The 18702-nt window shown below is 60.3% G+C and carries 18 protein-coding genes and 2 tRNA genes; 7 read left to right on the top strand and 13 right to left on the bottom strand.

Going from position 1 to position 18702, the window contains the following annotated elements:
• Positions 1-20: 20 nt before the first annotated feature.
• The 3 genes from NKH04_RS21645 to NKH04_RS21635 form a co-directional block, all read right to left on the bottom strand.
• Positions 21-857 (bottom strand): tetratricopeptide repeat protein, encoded by an 837-nt coding sequence (locus tag NKH04_RS21645; RefSeq protein WP_023678939.1) that lies wholly within the window; start codon positions 855-857, stop codon positions 21-23.
• Positions 844-2568, bottom strand: a complete 1725-nt coding sequence (ilvD, locus tag NKH04_RS21640; RefSeq protein ID WP_352577585.1) for a dihydroxy-acid dehydratase — start codon at positions 2566-2568, stop codon at positions 844-846. Before ilvD ends, NKH04_RS21645 begins: the two co-directional genes overlap by 14 nt.
• Before the next feature lie 280 nt (positions 2569-2848).
• Positions 2849-4069: an OmpP1/FadL family transporter gene (locus NKH04_RS21635; protein ID WP_352919044.1), complete on the bottom strand. Its 1221-nt coding sequence runs from the start codon at positions 4067-4069 to the stop codon at positions 2849-2851.
• 90 nt (positions 4070-4159) lie between these two features.
• Here NKH04_RS21635 and NKH04_RS21630 point away from each other — a divergent pair, with 90 nt between their 5' ends.
• Positions 4160-4411 carry a hypothetical protein gene (locus tag NKH04_RS21630; protein ID WP_353044930.1) on the top strand — a complete coding sequence of 84 codons (252 nt, stop codon included), beginning with the start codon at positions 4160-4162 and terminating at the stop codon, positions 4409-4411.
• A 119-nt stretch (positions 4412-4530) separates the two neighbouring features.
• Here the strand turns inward: NKH04_RS21630 and NKH04_RS21625 are convergent, their stop codons facing one another.
• The 5 genes from NKH04_RS21625 to NKH04_RS21605 all read right to left on the bottom strand — a co-directional run bounded on the left by NKH04_RS21625 (position 4531) and on the right by NKH04_RS21605 (position 11174).
• Entirely contained in the window at positions 4531-7314 is a 2784-nt protein-coding gene (locus NKH04_RS21625) for a valine--tRNA ligase (RefSeq protein ID WP_353044929.1), read from the bottom strand.
• Between the two features lie 389 nt (positions 7315-7703).
• Positions 7704-8564, bottom strand: coding sequence for a DUF2497 domain-containing protein (locus NKH04_RS21620; protein WP_352685024.1), 861 nt, complete (start codon positions 8562-8564; stop codon positions 7704-7706).
• A gap of 199 nt (positions 8565-8763) precedes the next feature.
• A complete protein-coding gene (locus NKH04_RS21615; protein WP_352470406.1) occupies positions 8764-10155 on the bottom strand; it encodes a TolC family outer membrane protein in 1392 nt (463 codons plus the stop codon).
• Between the two features lie 187 nt (positions 10156-10342).
• Entirely contained in the window at positions 10343-11011 is a 669-nt protein-coding gene (locus NKH04_RS21610) for a protein-L-isoaspartate O-methyltransferase family protein (RefSeq protein ID WP_352771452.1), read from the bottom strand.
• 89 nt (positions 11012-11100) lie between these two features.
• Positions 11101-11174: transfer RNA gene (locus NKH04_RS21605), tRNA-Cys, on the bottom strand.
• 217 nt (positions 11175-11391) lie between these two features.
• Here NKH04_RS21605 and NKH04_RS21600 point away from each other — a divergent pair.
• The gene (locus NKH04_RS21600; protein ID WP_352451402.1) at positions 11392-11592 is read left to right on the top strand and encodes a hypothetical protein; all 201 of its coding nucleotides are present in this window, start codon (positions 11392-11394) and stop codon (positions 11590-11592) included.
• Between the two features lie 64 nt (positions 11593-11656).
• Here the strand turns inward: NKH04_RS21600 and NKH04_RS21595 are convergent, their stop codons facing one another.
• Positions 11657-11917, bottom strand: a complete 261-nt coding sequence (locus NKH04_RS21595; protein WP_352919039.1) for a hypothetical protein — start codon at positions 11915-11917, stop codon at positions 11657-11659.
• Between the two features lie 220 nt (positions 11918-12137).
• Between NKH04_RS21595 and NKH04_RS21590 the strand changes: the two genes are divergently transcribed.
• From NKH04_RS21590 to NKH04_RS21580, 3 genes are all read left to right on the top strand, one after another.
• A tRNA-Asn gene (locus NKH04_RS21590) sits at positions 12138-12212 on the top strand.
• 117 nt (positions 12213-12329) lie between these two features.
• The gene (locus NKH04_RS21585; RefSeq protein WP_353044928.1) at positions 12330-12998 is read left to right on the top strand and encodes a DUF4145 domain-containing protein; all 669 of its coding nucleotides are present in this window, start codon (positions 12330-12332) and stop codon (positions 12996-12998) included.
• A 677-nt stretch (positions 12999-13675) separates the two neighbouring features.
• On the top strand, positions 13676-14482 hold the full coding sequence (locus tag NKH04_RS21580; RefSeq protein WP_353044927.1) for a trypsin-like peptidase domain-containing protein: 807 nt from the start codon (positions 13676-13678) through the stop codon (positions 14480-14482).
• A gap of 390 nt (positions 14483-14872) precedes the next feature.
• Here the strand turns inward: NKH04_RS21580 and tcmP are convergent, their stop codons facing one another.
• From tcmP to NKH04_RS21560, 4 genes are all read right to left on the bottom strand, one after another.
• Positions 14873-15853 carry a three-Cys-motif partner protein TcmP gene (gene tcmP / locus NKH04_RS21575; RefSeq protein WP_353044926.1) on the bottom strand — a complete coding sequence of 327 codons (981 nt, stop codon included), beginning with the start codon at positions 15851-15853 and terminating at the stop codon, positions 14873-14875.
• The gene (locus NKH04_RS21570) at positions 15854-16096 is read right to left on the bottom strand and encodes a class I SAM-dependent methyltransferase (protein WP_353044925.1); all 243 of its coding nucleotides are present in this window, start codon (positions 16094-16096) and stop codon (positions 15854-15856) included.
• A 38-nt stretch (positions 16097-16134) separates the two neighbouring features.
• Entirely contained in the window at positions 16135-16899 is a 765-nt protein-coding gene (locus NKH04_RS21565) for a DUF5131 family protein (RefSeq protein WP_353044924.1), read from the bottom strand.
• Between the two features lie 246 nt (positions 16900-17145).
• Complete coding sequence (locus NKH04_RS21560) at positions 17146-17700, bottom strand: hypothetical protein (protein ID WP_353044923.1); 555 nt, start codon at positions 17698-17700, stop codon at positions 17146-17148.
• On the opposite strand from NKH04_RS21560, the gene NKH04_RS21555 reads away from it, so the two are divergent.
• Together NKH04_RS21555 and NKH04_RS21550 are read left to right on the top strand one after the other, a co-directional pair.
• Positions 17674-17952: a hypothetical protein gene (locus tag NKH04_RS21555; protein WP_353044922.1), complete on the top strand. Its 279-nt coding sequence runs from the start codon at positions 17674-17676 to the stop codon at positions 17950-17952. The genes NKH04_RS21560 and NKH04_RS21555 overlap by 27 nt on opposite strands.
• A 32-nt stretch (positions 17953-17984) precedes the next feature.
• Positions 17985-18677: an SOS response-associated peptidase gene (locus tag NKH04_RS21550; RefSeq protein WP_353044921.1), complete on the top strand. Its 693-nt coding sequence runs from the start codon at positions 17985-17987 to the stop codon at positions 18675-18677.
• Positions 18678-18702: the final 25 nt, after the last annotated feature.

The following is an 18702-nucleotide window of genomic DNA, read 5'->3' as shown; positions in this document are numbered from 1 at the left end:
AAAACGGAAATTCTGCCGACCTATTGGTCGCCGCCACCCTTGGTGAGGATGTCGTCGGCCAGCGAGATCGCGGTGCGGCGGTCGGCTTCGCCGGCGGCTGCAAACGCTTCTTCCTGCATGCCGCGGATCCATGGCTGGTCGGCGGGTGAGGCCCGTTCGAGCGCCGCGGTCATCATCGCCAGCCCCCGCACGATCTTGCCGCTTTGGAAAAGCAGGTTGCCGAGCGTCGCCTGCGCGCCCGCATGGCCCTTTTCGGCCGCCAGCTGGAACCAGCGTCCGGCCTGCTTGACGCTGGCCTTGACGCCGCCCTCACCCTTGAGGAACATCTGGCCCATCTCGAACTGGGCGTTCGGGTTGCGGTAGTTGGCGGCGGCGCGCATGTAATATTCCTGGGCCGCCACCTCGTTCTCCTCGACGGGGCTGCCGGGAATGCCCTTCCTCAGATAGTCGCCAAGCGCCACCAGCGCGTCCGAAACATAGCTTTCCTCGGGCGAACCGGGCTCGACATCCTGGTCGACGATCTCGCTGAAGAACTTGAACGCCGCGTAGTCGTCTCGCGCCACGCCATCGCCTTCGGCATACATGCGCGCAAGCTTCCAGGTGGCGCCGATCTGGCCGTTCTCGGCGGCATATTTATAGGCTTCCGCAGCCTGCTCCTTATGGCCGTTCTTGTAGGCGGAAAAGCCGAACTGGAACACCGCCCACGGGCTCGACTGCGGCTTCACGCCGGTCTTGTCGTCGAACACCTTGTCGTCGAAGGCCATGGCCTGGCCGACGGCGCCCAAGGTCGCGCCAAACGTGGCGAGCGCAACCAGTGCCGAAAGGACAGACGACCTCAACAACTCAGATGTCCGCATAGCAGTGTGTTTCTTTGGCACCGCCGGGATGGGTGACTGCGCCGTCGCGGGCAGATCCGACAGTCTGTGCGTATTTCCAGATCGCGCCCGACTGATAGTCGGTCGTGCGCGCCTTCCATGCCTTTGCCCTCGCTGCCAGTTCGGCTTTGGACAATGCAACCTCGATCGTGCCGTTCACCGCATCGATCGAGATCAAGTCGCCATCCCTAAGCAGCCCGATCGGGCCGCCGACAGCCGCTTCCGGCCCGACATGGCCGATGCAGAAACCGCGCGTTGCGCCCGAAAAACGCCCGTCGGTGATGAGCGCCACCTTGCCGCCCATGCCCTGGCCGTAGAGAGCCGCCGTCGTCGACAGCATTTCGCGCATGCCCGGGCCGCCGCGCGGACCCTCGTAACGGATGACGAGAACCTCGCCTTCGCTATAGTTACGGTGCGTAACAGCCTCGAAACATTCCTCTTCCGAATCGAAGCAGCGTGCCGGACCCGAGAATTTGAGTTCCGCCATGCCTGCGACCTTCACGATCGCGCCTTCGGGGGCAAGGTTACCCTTCAAGCCCACGACCCCGCCGGTCTGGGTAATCGGCCTATTGGCGGGACGGACCACATCCTGGCTGTCATTCCAGGAAACATGTTCCATATTTTCGGCCAAAGTGCGGCCGGTCACCGTCAGGCAATCGCCGTGAAGATAGCCATGGTCGAGCAGCGTCTTCATCAACAGCGGAATGCCGCCGGCCTCGAACATGTCCTTGGCGACGTATTTGCCGCCCGGCTTGAGGTCGGCGATGTAGGGTGTTTTCTCGAATATCTTGGCCACGTCGAAAAGATCGAACTTTATCCCGGCCTCGTGCGCGATCGCCGGCAGATGCAGCGCCGCGTTGGTCGAGCCGCCGGTGGCCGAGACCACAGTCGCGGCATTTTCCAACGCTTCTATAGTAACGATGTCGCGCGGGCGGATGTTCCTTGCGATCAGCTCCATGATCTTTTCGCCGGAAGCGAAATTGAAGCGGTCTCGCATCTCGTAGGGTGCCGGCGCGCCGCAGGAATAGGGCAGCGCCAGGCCGATCGCCTCAGCGACGGTGGCCATGGTATTGGCGGTGAACTGGGCGCCGCAGGAGCCGGCCGACGGACAGGCGGCTTGCTCGATCTCGAGCAGCTCGGCGTCGCCGATCGTGCCGACCGAATGCTGGCCGACCGCCTCGAACACGTCCTGCACGGTGATCTGCCGGCCACGGTAGCTGCCGGGCAGTATCGAGCCGCCATAGATGAAGATCGACGGTACGTTGAGGCGCACCATGGCCATCATCATGCCGGGCAGCGACTTGTCGCAACCGGCCAATCCAACCAGCGCATCGTAGCAATGGCCGCGCATGGTGAGCTCGACCGAGTCGGCGATGACCTCGCGCGACACCAGCGACGACTTCATGCCCTGATGACCCATGGCGATGCCGTCGGTGACGGTGATGGTGCAGAATTCGCGTGGCGTGCCGTTGGCGGCCGCCACGCCCTTCTTGACCACTTGCGCCTGGCGCATCAGCGAGATGTTGCAGGGCGCGGCCTCGTTCCAGCAGCTGGCGACACCGACCAGAGGCTGCGCGATCTCGGCCGCCGACAGCCCCATAGCATAAAGGTAGGAGCGATGCGGCGCCCGCTCGGGACCAACGGTCACGTGGCGGCTCGGCAGCTTGGCCTTGGAGATCGCTCTGGCGTCCATACTCGTCCTTGCCGCGGGCGGTGCGGCCTGCCTCTTCGCCTAGCCTTTTGGCGCATGTCCCGAGACAGGTTCGAGGTGCGCCGGGTTTATGGCGGGAAATAGGCAATGTTCCCGGGCGGCCGGGCGACGCGAGGGTTGTTCAGAAACTGTTGCCAAAACGTCACAATTACAGAAGCGAACATCATGGGGACAATTGTTGCGCCAGCCGAATGCCGGACGCCATGCATCCAACCGACGGCCGGGCAGTGCCCGGCCGTTTTTGTCGTTTAAAATTTAATAGTTAGAACTTGATCTTGACGGAAGCCGAACCGGCGAGAAGCAGGTCGTTGCCGTAGGTATAGGTAACGGCATTTGCCACGTCGCCGACACCGCTGAAAGTCGATGACCCGCTCGTCAGCACACCGATCGAGCCGCCGAGCCTGACCTCGACCTGGTCGTTCGGCGAATAGGAGACGCCGCTGGCAACGGCCCAGGTATCCGACTGATAGCCGGAGGTCGTCGAGGTGCCGCGATCCCAGGTCAGCGAAACCACGCCCGACAATTGATCGGTGAACTTGTGCCCGATACCGCCCGTGACCGTCCAGCCGTCGCGATAAAGCAGGTCGAATGAAACGGGCGAAGGCAAACCGGTTACCGGACTGCGCACGCCATTGATGGCAATAACGCCAAGCTTGCTCCACTCCTGCCAGCGGATGGAACCAAAGGCCAGCCAGCCAGGAGCTATGCCGCTCTGCAGCTTGAATTCCAGAGCCTGAGGTATCTCAGCCGACGCCGAGACTGGGTACACGCCGGTAGAGCCGGGAATCAGATCCGCTGGAAAGGCGCCCCTGAAGCCGGTCGTGTCGACGGTTCCCGACAGCCCGTCATATTTGTAGCTCGAAGAGTACATCAGGCTGGCGCGCAGAGCGATCTCGGGGATCTCATAGGCTGCGCCCGCACGCCAACCCCATGCCTCGTCGGATAGCTTGAAGACACCGAGGCCGGTATTGCCGAAGGCGAGCAGTGTCTGACGGGAAAGAAACGCGTCTACCTGCTGGTAGGAGACACCGCCGATGAATCGTATGGCGCCCTTGCCGACGTTCACCTTATAGGAGCAGGTGAGACCGAAATCGTCTGTGTCGACGGCGTATTTGACCGCTGTCGGCGAATAGGCGTTGTTCATGCCGAAATTCGCGTCCGCACCATACGGTCTCGTATAGGTGGCAAGACAGTCTACGGGCTCAAAGATGTTGGCTTTGATGCCGACATGCGGCACCGCATAATCGCCACCAACGTCCACCGCCGATGTCGACAAACCCGAGCCATCGAGGCGCTGCACATTCTTGAGTTTGCGCTGTGGCGAAACATAGGTGACGCCTGCGTCGAACGAATATGGCGCCGGGTCGAACAGCTGGTCGATATTGACGCCGCCCCGGTCAAAGCCCCCGGCTTGCACCGTCCCAGCCAAAGCCAGCGAAAAAGCCCCCGCGCCCAGCAGCACTTTCAGACGCGAATAACACATGAATCTCCTCCCCGAAATGTCCTTGCATCAAGCTAGAACCAATTCAGGTTAACGGCGCAACAACGAATTCGCCATGCGTACATGTACAGCTTGGCTGAACGCATTTCCGACAAGATGTCGGCCTTGTTGCCGAGGCGGGAAGATGGCCGCCACAATACAGATCGACGAGAAAACTCGGGAAAAACCCCTAAATCACTGCAGAACAGGGCATTTTTGCGTGCCCAGTCAGCCATTGTTACATTATGGCAACAATGGGGCAAAAACATTCAGTTTGCCTCAAGATTTACGCTGCGGAATGCCCGTTTTCGTGGCAGGCGGCCTGTCTGGAAGGCAGATTCGTGACCGGCGAATCTATTGCGGCCAGCAGGCCCAATTTGTTTGATCAGCCGGCCCAATCTGTTCGATCAACTTGTTTGATCAGCCGGCCCAATCTGTTCGATCAACCGGCCCAATCTATTCGATCAACCGGCATCGCGCACCCGCGCCAATGCCACCGAAAGCTTCTCTTGCGCCTCGCGATATTCGGCGAGTTTTTCACGCTCGGCCTCCACCACCTCTTCCGGCGCGTTGGCGACGAATTTCTCGTTGGACAGCTTCTTGTAGAGCCGCGCTATTTCCTCGGTCACCTTCGCAAGCTCCTTGTGCAGGCGCGCTGCCTCGGCGGCAAGGTCGATCAGGCTGCCGAGCGGCAGGCAGATCGTCGCCTCGTTGACGACGATCTGGGCGGATCCCCTGGGTGGCGCCTCGGCGAGCGAGATGTCGCCGACCCGCGCCAGACGCTTGATAGCCGAGCCCTGACGCTCGAGCCTTTCGTGTGTCGCGTCGTTGGCGCCGATCACCACGAGCGGTGCGATAGCCGCCGGCGGCACGTTCATCTCCGAACGCACCGAGCGGATGCCGGAGACAAGGTCGATCAGCCAGTTGATATCGGCGGCGGCCGCCTCGTCCTCGAAGTCGGGCGACGGCCATGCCGCATGACAAAGCAGCGATTGCCGTTGCCTGCCCTCGCCGGCGGTTTCGGCCCACAGTTCCTCGGTCATGAACGGCATCATCGGATGCAGCAGCTTGTAGATCTCGTCGAGCACGAAGGCGACGCATGCCCTGCTCTCGGCCTTGGCCGCCTCGTCGGTGCCCATGAACACCGGCTTCAGCAGTTCCAGGTACCAGTCGCAGAACTGGTTCCAGACGAACCGGTAGGCGGCACCCGCCGCCTCGTTGAAGCGGTATGAGGTGATACCGTCCGTTATGTCGCGCGCGGCTCGCGTCAGCTCCGTCAGGATCCAGCGGTTGACCGCCAGCTTGGCGTCCCGCAGCCAGAAATCGTCGTCGCGCGCCACGTCGTTCATCTCGGCGAAGCGCGTCGCGTTCCACAGCTTGGTGCCGAAATTGCGATAACCGGCAATGCGGGCCGGATCGAGCTTAACGTCGCGCCCTTGCGCTGCCATCACCGTCAAGGTGAAGCGCAGCGCATCGGCGCCGTATTCGTCGATGAGCTCGAGCGGATCGATGACGTTGCCTTTCGACTTCGACATCTTCTGCCCGTTCTTGTCACGAACCAGCGCGTGGACATAGACCGTATGGAACGGCTCCTGGTCCATAAAATGCAGGCCCATCATCATCATGCGGGCGACCCAGAAGAAGATGATGTCGAAACCGGTCACCAGCACGTCGGTCGGGTAATAGGTCTTCAGCTCCGGCGTCTGGTCCGGCCAGCCAAGCGTCGAGAACGGCCACAGCGCCGACGAGAACCATGTATCGAGCACGTCCTCGTCGCGGGTCAGGATCTCGCCAGGCTGGAAATTCTCAAGCTTGTCCTCGACCCAGGCCTTCCACGGCCCTTCCAGCGCCAGATAGTATTCGACGGCGGCACCGAGCGCCTCTTCCTCGGTCTTTTCGACAAAGACATGCCCGTCCGGCCCGTACCAGGCCGGGATCTGGTGGCCCCACCAGAGCTGGCGCGAAATGCACCAGGGCTGGATGTTTTCCATCCAGTCGAAATAGGTCTTTTCCCAGTTTTTGGGCACGAAATTGGTACGGCCCTCGCGCACCGAGGCGATCGCCGGCTTGGCCAGTTCCGCCGCATTGACATACCACTGGTCGGTCAGAAACGGCTCGATCGGCACGCCGCCGCGGTCGCCGTGCGGCACCGTGTGGCGATGCGGCTCGACCTTCTCGAGAAAGCCGCCCGCCTGCATCAGCTCGACGATCTTCCTGCGCGCATCGAAACGGTCGAGGCCGTCGAGGCTGTCCCAGACGGCCTGGCGCTCCGGCGTCACATCCAGTCCGGCGAGAAAGTCCTCATTGTCCTTGAGGCTCACCGCCGCATTGACGGTGAGGATGTTGACCGCCGGCAGCCGGTGGCGCTTGCCGACCTCGAAATCATTGAAGTCATGCGCCGGCGTGATCTTGACCGCACCACTGCCTTTTTCGGGATCGGAATACTCGTCCGCCACCACCGGGATCCTGCGGCCGACGATCGGCAGGATGAGGTTCTTGCCGACAAGATGCCGGAAACGCTCGTCGTCGGGGTGGACGGCGACAGCCGTATCACCCAGCATCGTCTCCGGGCGGGTCGTCGCAACGGTAATGAAGGTCTTCGGATTTTCCGGATCGAAGGTCATGCCTTCGACCGGATAGCGGAAGTGCCAGAGGTTGCCGTTGACTTCCTGCTGCTCGACCTCGAGATCCGAGATGGCGGTCAACAGCTTCGGGTCCCAGTTCACAAGGCGCTTGTCCTTGTAGATCAGCCCTTCCTTGTAGAGCGTCACGAACACTTCGAGCACGGCCTTGGACAGGCCCTCGTCCATGGTGAAGCGCTCCCGGCTCCAGTCGGCCGAGGCCCCGAGCCGCTTCAGCTGGTTGAGGATGGCGCCGCCGGATTCGGCCTTCCATTCCCACACCTTGTCGATGAACTCATCTCGGGTCAGGTCGCGGCGGTGGATCTGCTTCTCCATCAGCTGGCGCTCGACCACCATCTGCGTGGCGATGCCGGCATGGTCCATTCCCGGCTGCCACAAGACGTTCTTGCCGCGCATGCGCTCGAAGCGCACCAGAATGTCCTGCAGCGTGTTATTGAGCGCGTGGCCCATATGCAGCGAGCCGGTGACATTCGGCGGCGGGATGACGATGGTGAAGGCTTCAGCCCCCTCCTCGGCCCCGGCACCGGCCCGAAACGCGTCGGCCTCTTCCCAGATCCTGGCAATCTTCGGCTCGACGGCTTTCGCGTCGTAGGTCTTTTCGAGCATGGGAAAACGGTCCGCGCTGTCCGGAATTTGTGGTCCGGTGTAAATCGGAAGGTTGTTGCCAAGTCAACCGCAAGGGCGGCATGGCCAATAGATAGCGCCGGGATGGTTCGGTGCAACTCGCGGGACTGAATGTTGCAAGGCAATCGCTTCAGGTTTGCGCTGCCCCTCATTGCCCTGCCGGGCATTTCTCCCCGTATAGTGACGGGGAGAAAAACGCCTGCACTGAAGCTTTCGCCAGTCACGAACGTTGCGGAAAAGGCGCCTAAATTGCGGTCAACCCCTTCTCCCCGTCACTATACGGGGAGAAGGTGCCGGCAGGCGGATGAGGGGCAGCGCCGACTTCGACAATTCGCCGGTCGAGCGCCGCCCATTGGCGGCTCTCCGAATTGCTACTGCGCGCCGCGCGCGACGCGCTCGATTTCCTCGCGCACCAGCCGCTCGACCAGCGTCGGCAGGTTGTTGTCCAGCCAGTCCTGCAGCATCGGCCGCAGCATCTCCTCGGCCATCTCGTCGAAGGTCTTCTTGCTGCGGCTGGCAAACGCGTCTGAAAGCTCACCGAAGGCGGCGGCAACCTGCCGGCCCGTATGCTCCGAAAGGATCGCCGGCCGAAGGGACGGCGCCTCGCTGGCCGCCGGACGCGCCAATCCGATTCTAGAAGATTCCGGGCCGATTTTAGAACGTTCCGGGCCGCTTTCCGAAGGCTCCGGCCCAATTTCCGAAGGCTCCGGCACAGGTTCAGCAGTCGCCTCGTTCTCGAAAACCTCGGCTTTCGGCTCGGCGTCCGGCGTCCGGCGTGGCTCGGCGCGCTCCGGCTTGGCCATCGCGTCGCCGACCGCCGCGATCTCGCGCCGCCAATCGGCGATGATGGTGTCGGTCGTCTCGGCAGCCTTGGCTGTCGCAGGCCGATCCGGCTTTGCGGGAGCGGTGTTCACCTCAGCCAGCGTCACCGCTGCCTTTTCCGGGCCGGCGCGCAGCGGCGTTTCCAGGGGCTCAATGACCGGCGCGGCCGTTGGCTGCACCTCGGCGCGCGTGGCCGGCTTGGCGATCTCCAGCCCGCCGCGCAGTTCGGAGCGGAACGCATCCCCCTCCGCTGCCCGTCCGGCTGCCGGCGCCGGTTGCAGATCCTGGCGCAGCTCGTCGGCGTCGCCCGGCTGCTTGCGGCCGGTATCGCTGTCCTCGATGATCCTTCTGATGGAAGCTAGTATTTCTTCCATGGAAGGTTCGCGCTGTACGCTGCTTGCCGTCGCCATCGTCACATCCGCCGCCCTTGTGACTCGTTCCCAGATTTCCTGTCCGGCAATGCCGGATTCGAATCATGGCAACAGCGTAACCGACGGAACGGCTTGCGAGAATCCCCAATCTGGCGACATCTCGGATTTCAACAGATTAGGGTCGGGAGTTGAAAGCCCGCGCGTCGTTCGAGCGCGGACTGAAAACACGGCCTGGCGATCAGCGGCCGTCCGGCGTGCGCAGACCGATCCACTTGTCCTTGACGGCGTTGTAATGCTCTTCGGGCCTGTACTTCGTCACGTTGAGCGCAAGGCGGTCTGCCGACAAATGGCCAACCGCCGAGAGGATGGCATAGCTCGCCACCACCACGTCGCGTTCGGCGCTGACAAGATTGATCTTGGCGGTGATGAGGGTCGCCTGCGCGTTGAGCACGTCGAGCGTGGTGCGCTGGCCGACATTGCGCTCTTCGATGACGCCGTTCAGGGCAAGCTGCGCGGCGGCGACCACCTGCCGGTTGGCCGTGACGCTTTGCTGCGCGGCGGTGTATTGCGACCATGCCGAGGTCACCGCCTGGCGCACGGTGTCGCGGCTGACATCGACCTCGATACGGGCCTGGCTAAGTGATTCCTTTGATTGGCGAACCAATGCCGAGGTCCGGCCGCCGGAATAGATCGGTATCGTCAATGTCGCACCGATGTTCGCCGAATTGGTTACGCCATCCTGTGTCGAGGAGAGCGAGCCGGGCGCGGTGCCGCGATAGGCGCTCGAAACACCCGCCGACGCCGAGAGTTGCGGCAGCAGCGCGCCTTCGGCAGACTTCACCGAAAACGCCGCCGCGTCGACCAGATGCGCGGTGGCGAGGATGGCCGGATGCTCGGCCGATGCGATCGCGATCGCTGCATCGAGGCTCGACGGCAACAGCTTCGACACCGGCGAAGCCGGCCTGAGCCTGCCCGGCTCGTCGCCGACGATCTGGCGATAGGTCGCGGCGCTTGCCAGCGCCGTGGCGCGGGCGGCGCTCAACTGCGCCACCGCGGAGGCACGCTGGGCGTCGGCTTGCGCGACGTCGGTGCGCGTACCTTCGCCGACCTCGAAGCGCGAACGCGCCGCACGCGCCTGCTCGGTCAGGAATTGCAGGTTCTGTTCGGTCAGCACGGCGACCTGACGGTCGCGGATGACGTCCATATAGGCGCTTGCCGCGTTGAAAAGAGTGTTTTCTTCGGCGTTGCGCAGGCTTTCGAACGAAGCGCGGACCCGCGATTCGGCGGCCGCCACATTGTTCCTGGTCTGAAAACCGTCAAACAGCGTCTGGTCGATCTCGACGCCAAAGTTGCCGGTGGTCAACGAGATGTTTCGGTGCAACAGGTTGCTGTGGCTGGCGGTATAATCAATACTTCCGGAACCGGTGATGGTCGGGCGCCAGCCGGACTTGGCGATGGCAACGCCCTCGTCGGTGACGCGAACGCCGGCGCGTGAAGAATTGAGAGAGGAATTGTTCTGATAGGCCTTTGAAAGTGCCCCGAGAATGGTTTCGGCCGAGGCGGCCATTGGAGAAAGCGCGGTCGCCGAAACGAGGACAGCGGTAAAAAGCAACTTGCGTACAGACGGCACGTTATATTCCCTCATTCGTTTTGCACGGGAACTGCGCCACGCTGGCTTCTCCTTCTGATCAGCCGGCGCCGCGTTTTTTATCGTTCCCCCGCTGAAAGCCCCCAAGAAACACCCGGTTATGCAGATCAGCAACGATTGTTCAAACGCAAGCGATCATGACAGCGCCTTCGCTGCAAGGCAAAATCACTCAGAATTCGAAGGCGGGAATGCGTTCGAATCCCGGTAGTGGCTTAATTGCCGCATTAAATGCGCGTCTTCCCGTTACAACCCCTCCAGTCTTAAAAAAAAGCCGGGCTACGCCCGAATTGCCCTGCCCTTCAACGGCGACGAGTCGGCCGCCTTCGGCAAGCTGGTCGAACAGCGCCGCCGGCACCTCGCCGACGCTGCCGCCGATCAGGATGACGTCGTAAGGCGACTTCTCTGCGTGGCCTTGCGGCAGCGGCCCGTGGACCACCGTGACATTGCCGCAACCCAGCGCCGCAAGCGTCGAAGTGGCGGTCTCGGCCAGCGCCGGATCGCTTTCCAGCGCCACCACGGACCTTGCCAGCCGCGACAGGATCGCCGCCGCATAGCCGGTGCCGCAGCCGACATCGAGTGCCGAATCGCTTGGGCCGATATCGGCCAGCTGCATCAGCTTGGCCAATGGCGACGGTTCCATCAGATAGCGCGGGCCATCGGCCGTATCGGCAATGCGGATGTCCTCGTCGATATAGGCAAGATCGCGCTGGCCGGGGGCAACAAAGGCCTCGCGCGGCACCACAAGCATCGCCTCGAGCAACGGCGCGCTGGTCACGTCGGTGGTGCGGATCTGGCCGTCGACCATCTTCACCCGGCGTTCGGCAAAATCAGCGCTCATGTTCCAACCATCCGCTTGCCGCGCAAAGGCCGCGGCTGTTTCGACCGGAACTGAAGCCCCCTGGCGCTGACGCGCGGGAGCTCGGGCATTGGAGGCCTCGCCCGGAATCGAACCGGGGTGCAAGGATTTGCAGTCCTCTGCGTAACCACTCCGCCACGAGGCCTCATTGCTCCCAGCGTTCCACCCGGCTCCAATAGGTTGCGGCGAAAATGCCGTCAAGCGGCCACCATGCATTCCCAACGGTTCCTCGACCTTCCATGCCCTGCCTTATCAACGCAATGCCCATCTTAGCAATAACATATTAGCTTATCGTTAAGCATGATTCTGGGCGACGGGAACCCGAAACCGGCGGCCACGTTGGGCAAAGAGGAGGCTCCGCCATGCGTCGAGCAGCTACGAAGGACGGCACGTCGCGCGGATTGTCGCAGTCTGCAGAGCTTGTGCGCTATGCCATCGACCGCCTCAGCATAGAAGGCGCAAACACCCTGCCGCCGCGCGACCGGGCGCGGCTGGCATCGGCTACCGCCGTTCTCAAGGAGCTTTGCGAACGTCTGGAGAGCTGCTTCGACCAACCTCGGTAAACGTATGGGCGGACGACGCCGCTCGCCGACATATGGCAGGCTGGCGGCCGTCAGCGGGGCAATCTCAGTCAGGCCGGCGCCGTCGCTCCCACCAGACGACGAAGCGGCGCCGATGACGACGCACCAGGGCAAATTCGTAGGAGAGCACCAGCAGTCCGATCGGTACCATCCAGAAACCCAGGATCGGCAGGAAGCCGAGAATGCCGCCGATGATCAGCACGACGCCGATCGCAATCCTGAGGCCGCGCGAGCGCGGCATGGTGAACTGGCGGCCGAAGACCGAGATTTTCCGGGCCGGTGGCTGTTCGTCGCTCGTTGCCGTCATGTGAAATGTCGATCCGTTTGCATCAGTAGCACCGTCAGCCGGAGAAAGCCGCAACGGCCTTTTCTGTTCCGTGACATGCGAGAGATAGCTCATATGAGGGCGCTCGCCGGCCATTGCCAGCAAGCCCTGCGCCAAAAAGCATCGAAAAAATGCGAAATGCTTCTTTGCAAAGCCGAAACGGGTTTGCTATAGGCTGCCCCACTCACGCAAGAGCCTCTGTTCCCCGGTAGCTCAGTGGTAGAGCAACCGGCTGTTAACCGGTTGGTCGCTGGTTCGAATCCGGCCCGGGGAGCCAATCTTTTCAAGGCTTTGAGAATTTCGGTGGATCGTCAGAAAATCGCCGATCTACAGCATGTCTACAGACTCGCCGAGCGCTATCAAACTCACGCCTTTCCATCTAGGCCTGCAATCCATGAGTTCGTCGATCGTCAAATCGCATTGCAACAAGTGCGGAGGCGAGCGGAATCACCTGGTTCTGCATCGCGAACACTCGAGTTGGGTGGAAGATGTGGATGGAGGTCGGAATTCAATTTCCGGCAGCGACACTTACTACATGCTGAAGTGTGCTGGCTGCGACGAGGTCCAGCTGCGCCACGAGAGCTGGTTCTCGGAAAATTACCCAGATGACGAGCCAACGGTTCGGCTCTATCCGCCTGCATTGTCTCGTCGACGGCCTCAGTGGATGCTCGATCTCGCTTTTAAATCAGGCGTGTCCACCGTTGTGGAGGAGCTGTTGACCGAGATCTACGTCGCGCTGCAGAACGATGCGCGTCGGTCTGCGGCCATGGCAATCCGAAGCTTGATTGAAACGATCATGATCGACAAAGTCCAGGATCAAGGAACGCTTGGCAAGAACGTCGATGCCTTCATCGCCGCCGGCTTCATCCCTTCGGCTTCTGAAGCGTTTTTCCGTGGAACATTGATAGAAGCCGGAAACGCGGCGATGCATCGAGCATGGAAACCGACGGTTTCTCAGTTGAACGCGATGATGGACCTTACCGAGTGGCTGGTGTCGTCAATCTATATCCATCCCGAACAGGCTGCGGCTGTCCAGGGAAAGCTGCCGGCCCGAAATAGGTAAGGGGATTGCGTGAAGCAAACGCCAGACATCGGACTGAAAAAGATTTCAGAGCATTTGTGGGAAATGCCCCAGCATTGGGAAATCTTGCAGGCTAACTGCTGAAGCGGGGAAAATCCTACTACCAGGCGTTCCAGATTGTAGCTGGGCATAATGAGCCCGACCTGAGCTATCCGACCTACTTCCTGCTTGCGCATGCCGTTGAGGTCGTCCTGAAATCATATCTGGTCGCGAAGGGAGCGCCGAAGAAGGCCTTGGGGAGAGAGCCGCTCCGCCATGACGTCGGACTTATCTTTTCCGAGTGTGAGAAGAGAGGCCTTACCGCTGCGCATCAACTGACAAAACCGCTGGCAAATCAGCTTGCGCACGTCAACAAAGATTACGATCTTCGCTACCCCACTGATTACATCCTAACGATCCCTAGCCCCTCGCTTTGTATTCCCGCCATCGACGCTCTGATCGCCAGAGTGGCGCCGGTCGTCGAGGCAAGTTCGCTCGCGGCAACGCTACAGTTCGCGGCCGACACTCAGCACCTACACGGGAGCAAAATTCAGTGGAGTGATTAAGACTGCGGGGGCCGCCGCCTCCTTTCGACGGCGAGGCTCGTCGTCAGGCAGCAAGCGACTCCCCCCGCCAGGGGAGAGAACTGTGCCTATATATCGACGTGATTGGAATCAAATATGCATGAAGCCAGCCTGACCGTTTGCCCAATTTCCCTTGTTAGGATGGGCGACGAGATCGAAGTGGGTCGAGCCGTTGGCACCGGATTTCTCTGGAAATGTGACGACGCTTGGTTCCTAATCACGAACTGGCACAACGTGACCGGCCTTCATCCCGACACCGGGCAGCCTATCGGAAGGTTCTCTCCAACCCACATTGAAATCGGGTTCAAGATCATTGACCGCCCAATGGCGGGAGGGAAGATCATCGCGCATGTGGTGAAAACATTCCCACTCTATCACAATAACAAGCCGGTTTGGTTAGAACACCCAAATCGTCATTTGGTAGATTGCGTGGCGATCGCTTTGCCGGTTCTCCCGCCAGATATGGCGAACAAGTCCCTGAACTCAATTGATTTCGTCCAAGGCTATACGGCGACAGTGGGAGACGATTGCTTTGTACTCGGCTATCCCTTCGGTCTGTCAGGCCGAGGGAAAACTCCGGTCTGGAAAAGGGCCTCTATCGCGACAGAGCCTGAACTTGATCACGATCAGCGCCCCCTTCTATTAATCGACACTGCCACCCGGCTAGGCATGTCGGGCTCACCCGTCATTCTTCGTCACAGTGGAATCTATATGCACGACGGCCCCACACTGCAGGACAATGATATTTTCGGCACTTTCGAAATCTTCTTGGGAGTATACTCCGGTCGCGTCGGGGACGATCCACTAGGGGTCCAGCTGGGCCGCGTGTGGAAGGCGACAGTTGTAGACGAGATACTTGAAGCAAAAACGCCTGGCATAGATCCCCAAGATCTCCGCTTCTGAGGCGAGCATTTTTGGTCGAGATCGTCGGGCCACTCCGGCCGGCCTTTCGAAATCGGTCCTTTGCCGCCAGGCCCCTCTTCAGGCGGTCGAGATCGGATAATTGGTATGCCATCGCGCGATCAAAGCCGATGCCGGCTGGCGCTTCCATCGCGAAGAACGGCGCTTCCCGTTTTCCACAGATCAGGTTTAACGATCTGCAAACGCAGCCACTTGGTTGTTATGCGCTGTTTGCTCGTCGCTACGGCGGGACGTGTAGTGCCGAGCGATGTCGGCTCTACCCGGCAACAGCAATCGGGCAAACGAGCGTGGTGAAATAGCCATCCTCGCCAGCCAGCAGGATTTCTATTTCAGGCTGGGAACGGCTGCCAGCTTGCCCCGGGCGAGCTCGCCTTAAGCCGCGTTGACGCCCTTTGCTGTCAATTCGATTGTGTCGCCGTCGTTTGGAGTTCGGCGCTTCGAGCCTTTTTCCCGCCATGAAGCCCGGATGAGTCCTTCGCTAGCCAGGTCAACACAGACCTGTCCCGCATCTGTCTTTCGCAACATGAACGTCTCGATCATCGGCGGCCAAACTTCCTCAAAGCAAAACGCTCGCTTGTTGGACCTAAGTTCAGCCAAGAGCCACTGGCGAGCATCGGCCTTGATGAGCGGGATCTGTGTTTCAACCGCTGTCGGGCCGCTAAAGCCGGCTGCAGCTAGCATATCCATCTGCCCGGTCTTTGCAGTTTCAATTGCCTGTCGCGCACCAATCCTTCGCAGTCCGTGGTCCTTGAGGGCTGCGAACTCCACCTCTCGATAGGTCGCCAACCCTTCGACCTTGCGAGTCCCGTATGCGATGCAGAAAAAGGGACGATCTGCCAACTTTTCGATAGGCGTTAGCAGGACGTGATGGAATTGGCCTGCTTTGCGGAACTCCGGACTAAAGAGCGATTGGACGGCAATGTCTCGAGGTAAAAGGAGGTCTAACCGGGCCTTCCAACCGGCGCCCAGGATGCCGTCGAATGATGCCTCGATCTTGGGGTCGTCCCAAGCTGTAAACCGGTTGACGTGGTCGAACATAAAGTTGAGCAAGACCTCACCAGGTTTGTAACCTACTATCCGCCTGACCTTGTCGAATTCGTACCCGGTCCATCCGGTCGGGTCGATAAAAGTCAGAGCAAAAGACGTTCCTATGACTTTGCTGACCGCATCGACCGAGTCTTCAAAGCGGCCGCAAAAAGTGTGAACGTGAAAGCTGCCAACCGGATTATGGTAAGCCCCGACGGCCTTATCAAGCTCCGCGAAAGCAACCGGGTCAGCTTCCACAAAGAAGCAGCGGATGTTTTTTTGTTGCCCAGTCTGCTCCCGGATGCGCTTCTGCGCATCCTTCAGCATTTAAATAGCGATCATGAATGATGTGTCGGAATAGTCGGTAGTCCGGGCTTCCCATGGTCCAGAAAAACCGTCGACATACGTCAACGTTGGATAACCACCAAGAAGCACCTTAAAGGCCAGGGACTGTAAGTATTTTCGCAGGATAAAGTGCTTCGCCGCGGTTTGCTCACGGCCTGCATATATTGCTTCCATTTGTTGCTGCCCCCGCACCGATGGGCCAATAATCAGCGGATCGAGTGGCAAACGATAGGTCGCAACAAATTATTTTTCTAGTGCGGTATTCAAATCTGCGCGCAGTATCCCGACCCTGGCATTTCGTCATAGGTTCGACCGTTGAGCGTCCTGCCTGTCGCCTTCTTGTTACGACCTCCCCACTGCTTGAAGAAAAACGCGGTTCCGCTACGCCGGCACATAACCTCGATCTCATCGACCCAGCGTGGATCCATGTCGCGAGCGCCCGGCCCTGACTCGCCACCGACGATCGCCCAATGGATGTCAGTCAGGTTGGCGCCAGCAACCGAACCGATCAGCGGTTCGAGCGAGACGAAACGAATAGCCGCCGGAACGCGGCGCAACTCGTCGAGGCGATCCAGCACACGGCTATCCTCGACGCTGGCTCCAAGCCACACATTCGGCAAAATCGGAAAGTCGCCACGCGTGAGGACATCGGCCATGATCTCAGGTCGCTTTGTGAGGATTTGATAAGTGTGCCGTGGGGTTGCTTCCATCGCGGCCCAAACATCGCGGATGAAGTCGGCCGGCACGTCGATGTGGAACAGATCTGACATAGAATTGACGAAGACGCGGCGGGGCTTCGACCACGTGGCAGGGACAGCCAGCGATTTCGGGTCGGTGACGACCTTGCCAGTCCATTTCGCCCGCGCGCCCGTTTTGCGGGTCAGGCCTTGGTATTTCTCCATGCCCATGGCTTCCAGCCGGGCGGCCATGCGCATCGCATAGCAATTCGTGCAACCAGCAGTCAGGATCGTGCAGCCCGCGACTGGGTTCCACGTCGCGTCGGTCCATTCGATAGAAGTCTCGGCCATAGGATCGTCCTTCTATTGTTGGCAAACACAGATATACCTTGTGGCTTGCGCGAATATTGAGGCGCTCTATGTGTTTGTATCGCTTGCTGCATCGGCATGATACGCTCCAGCCTTGGGAACATCCACAGCGCCTGATCCTCTTCCGCTTTGATCGTTCGCCTGGCCCGCCGGAGCTCTATTCAGCCGATCAACATCTGCCAATGCCATCGCCGATCCGCCGAACGATAACGTCTGGCGCAGGGCCGCCTAGTTCCGCGGCAATTTGTGGATCTCCAACCTTACGGGTCCGCCCCGATCGCAGTAGGTGCAGAACAAGGCTCTCTCGACCGAACTGAAAAGCGCGCCCTTGCCATATCGTCGGATGAGCCCAGCAGGCTTCACCTCGGCATGATGCGAGCATTTTGTGCACCAGGCACGCAGCACATGCCATTCCCGCAGATCGCCAAGGGAAACGTCAAGGCCGGCGTGCACGCTGCCCTCTACGATGGTCTGCGGCTCCACAGTCGGCTCGCCGGGCGTCAGCATTTTCTCCATGATGTGCCGGCTGTTGTAGTGGATAAGCAGCATCCCAGGACGGCGCCGTAGCGCCGCGTGCCATGCGGCTTGGCTGACGGTAAAGTCCGGCGATCGGCAGATGGTTTCAATCAAGGTCTTCTCGTCGCGGTCCCATACCTCAATCCGAAAATTGTCGTCTGCCGTTTTTGCCATAGCTTCGCCGGCCAGCGCGGTGAACGCTTCGCCATGGTCCTTTTCTTGATCAGATCGAGCATAGGAATGCTTTATACGTCCGAAGGACGGCAAGACGAGCTGACCGCCAACATCATACGCGACCGCCCGGAAATCGAGAAAGCGGTCAAGAAGGCGTGCAAGCTCTTAAACAAGCTTACGCCGGACGGTGCCCTGTATGCGAGCGCCTGGGTTCTTGCTGATCTGATCGTCAGCCTCATGCCCGACGAGGAGAAAGCATTGGAATTGTCCAGGATCGTTCAGGGCCAGATAGAGCGCGAATTTAAGATAGCTTACCCCGAAGTCGCGCCGGCGGCGATGAATTAGCGCGGCTTGGCTGAGAACCTAGGGGCAAAAGCATGTGCGGCCGCTATACGAGATATCTGTCGTGGTCGGAAATCCACCGGCTATACAGGCTGACGGCGCCGGCAGAGACTGGTCGCAATGATGAGCCGCGCTACAACATCGCGCCGACACAGGATGTGCCGTTCGTCACCGCCGGTGAGGATGGCAACCACAGGCTCCGCGAAGGGCGCTGGTGGTTGGTCCCCTTCTGGGCGAAAGAATTGCCCAAAGCGGCGATGTTCAATGCGAGAATTGAGGGCATCGATACGGCGCCGGCCTTCCGCGACGCCTTCAAGTCGAAGCGCTGCCTGATACCCGCAGATGGTTTTTATGAGTGGACGATATCGCCGGCCGACGGCAAGAAAGACCCTTGGCACATCTACCAGCCGGGCCACGCGCCATTCTCGTTCGCCGGTCTCTGGGCCTACAATTCGAATCTCGACATCACCAGTTGCACCATCATCACTGAGCCCGCAGGCGATCCTATGAAGCAACTGCATGATCGACAGCCTCTCATCCTCGACCAGGCATACTATGACGCGTGGCTCGACCCTTCGACGCCCAAGGACAGCCTTAAGGACATTCTCAGTCACGATATCGACGGCCAGCTTCAATTCAACCGAGTTGGTCGTGAGGTGAATACGAGCGCCGTCAATAAGTTGCCCAATGACCATCGTGGCCTGGTTGGGCCGATCAACCCGTTATGAGCGACGAACCGAGCCGGCTTGTCGA

Origin of the sequence: Mesorhizobium sp. M1365, from assembly GCF_040317865.1 — a bacterium.
Taxonomy (GTDB): Bacteria; Pseudomonadota; Alphaproteobacteria; order Rhizobiales; family Rhizobiaceae; genus Mesorhizobium.
This window is presented reverse-complemented; position numbering and strand designations above follow the sequence as displayed.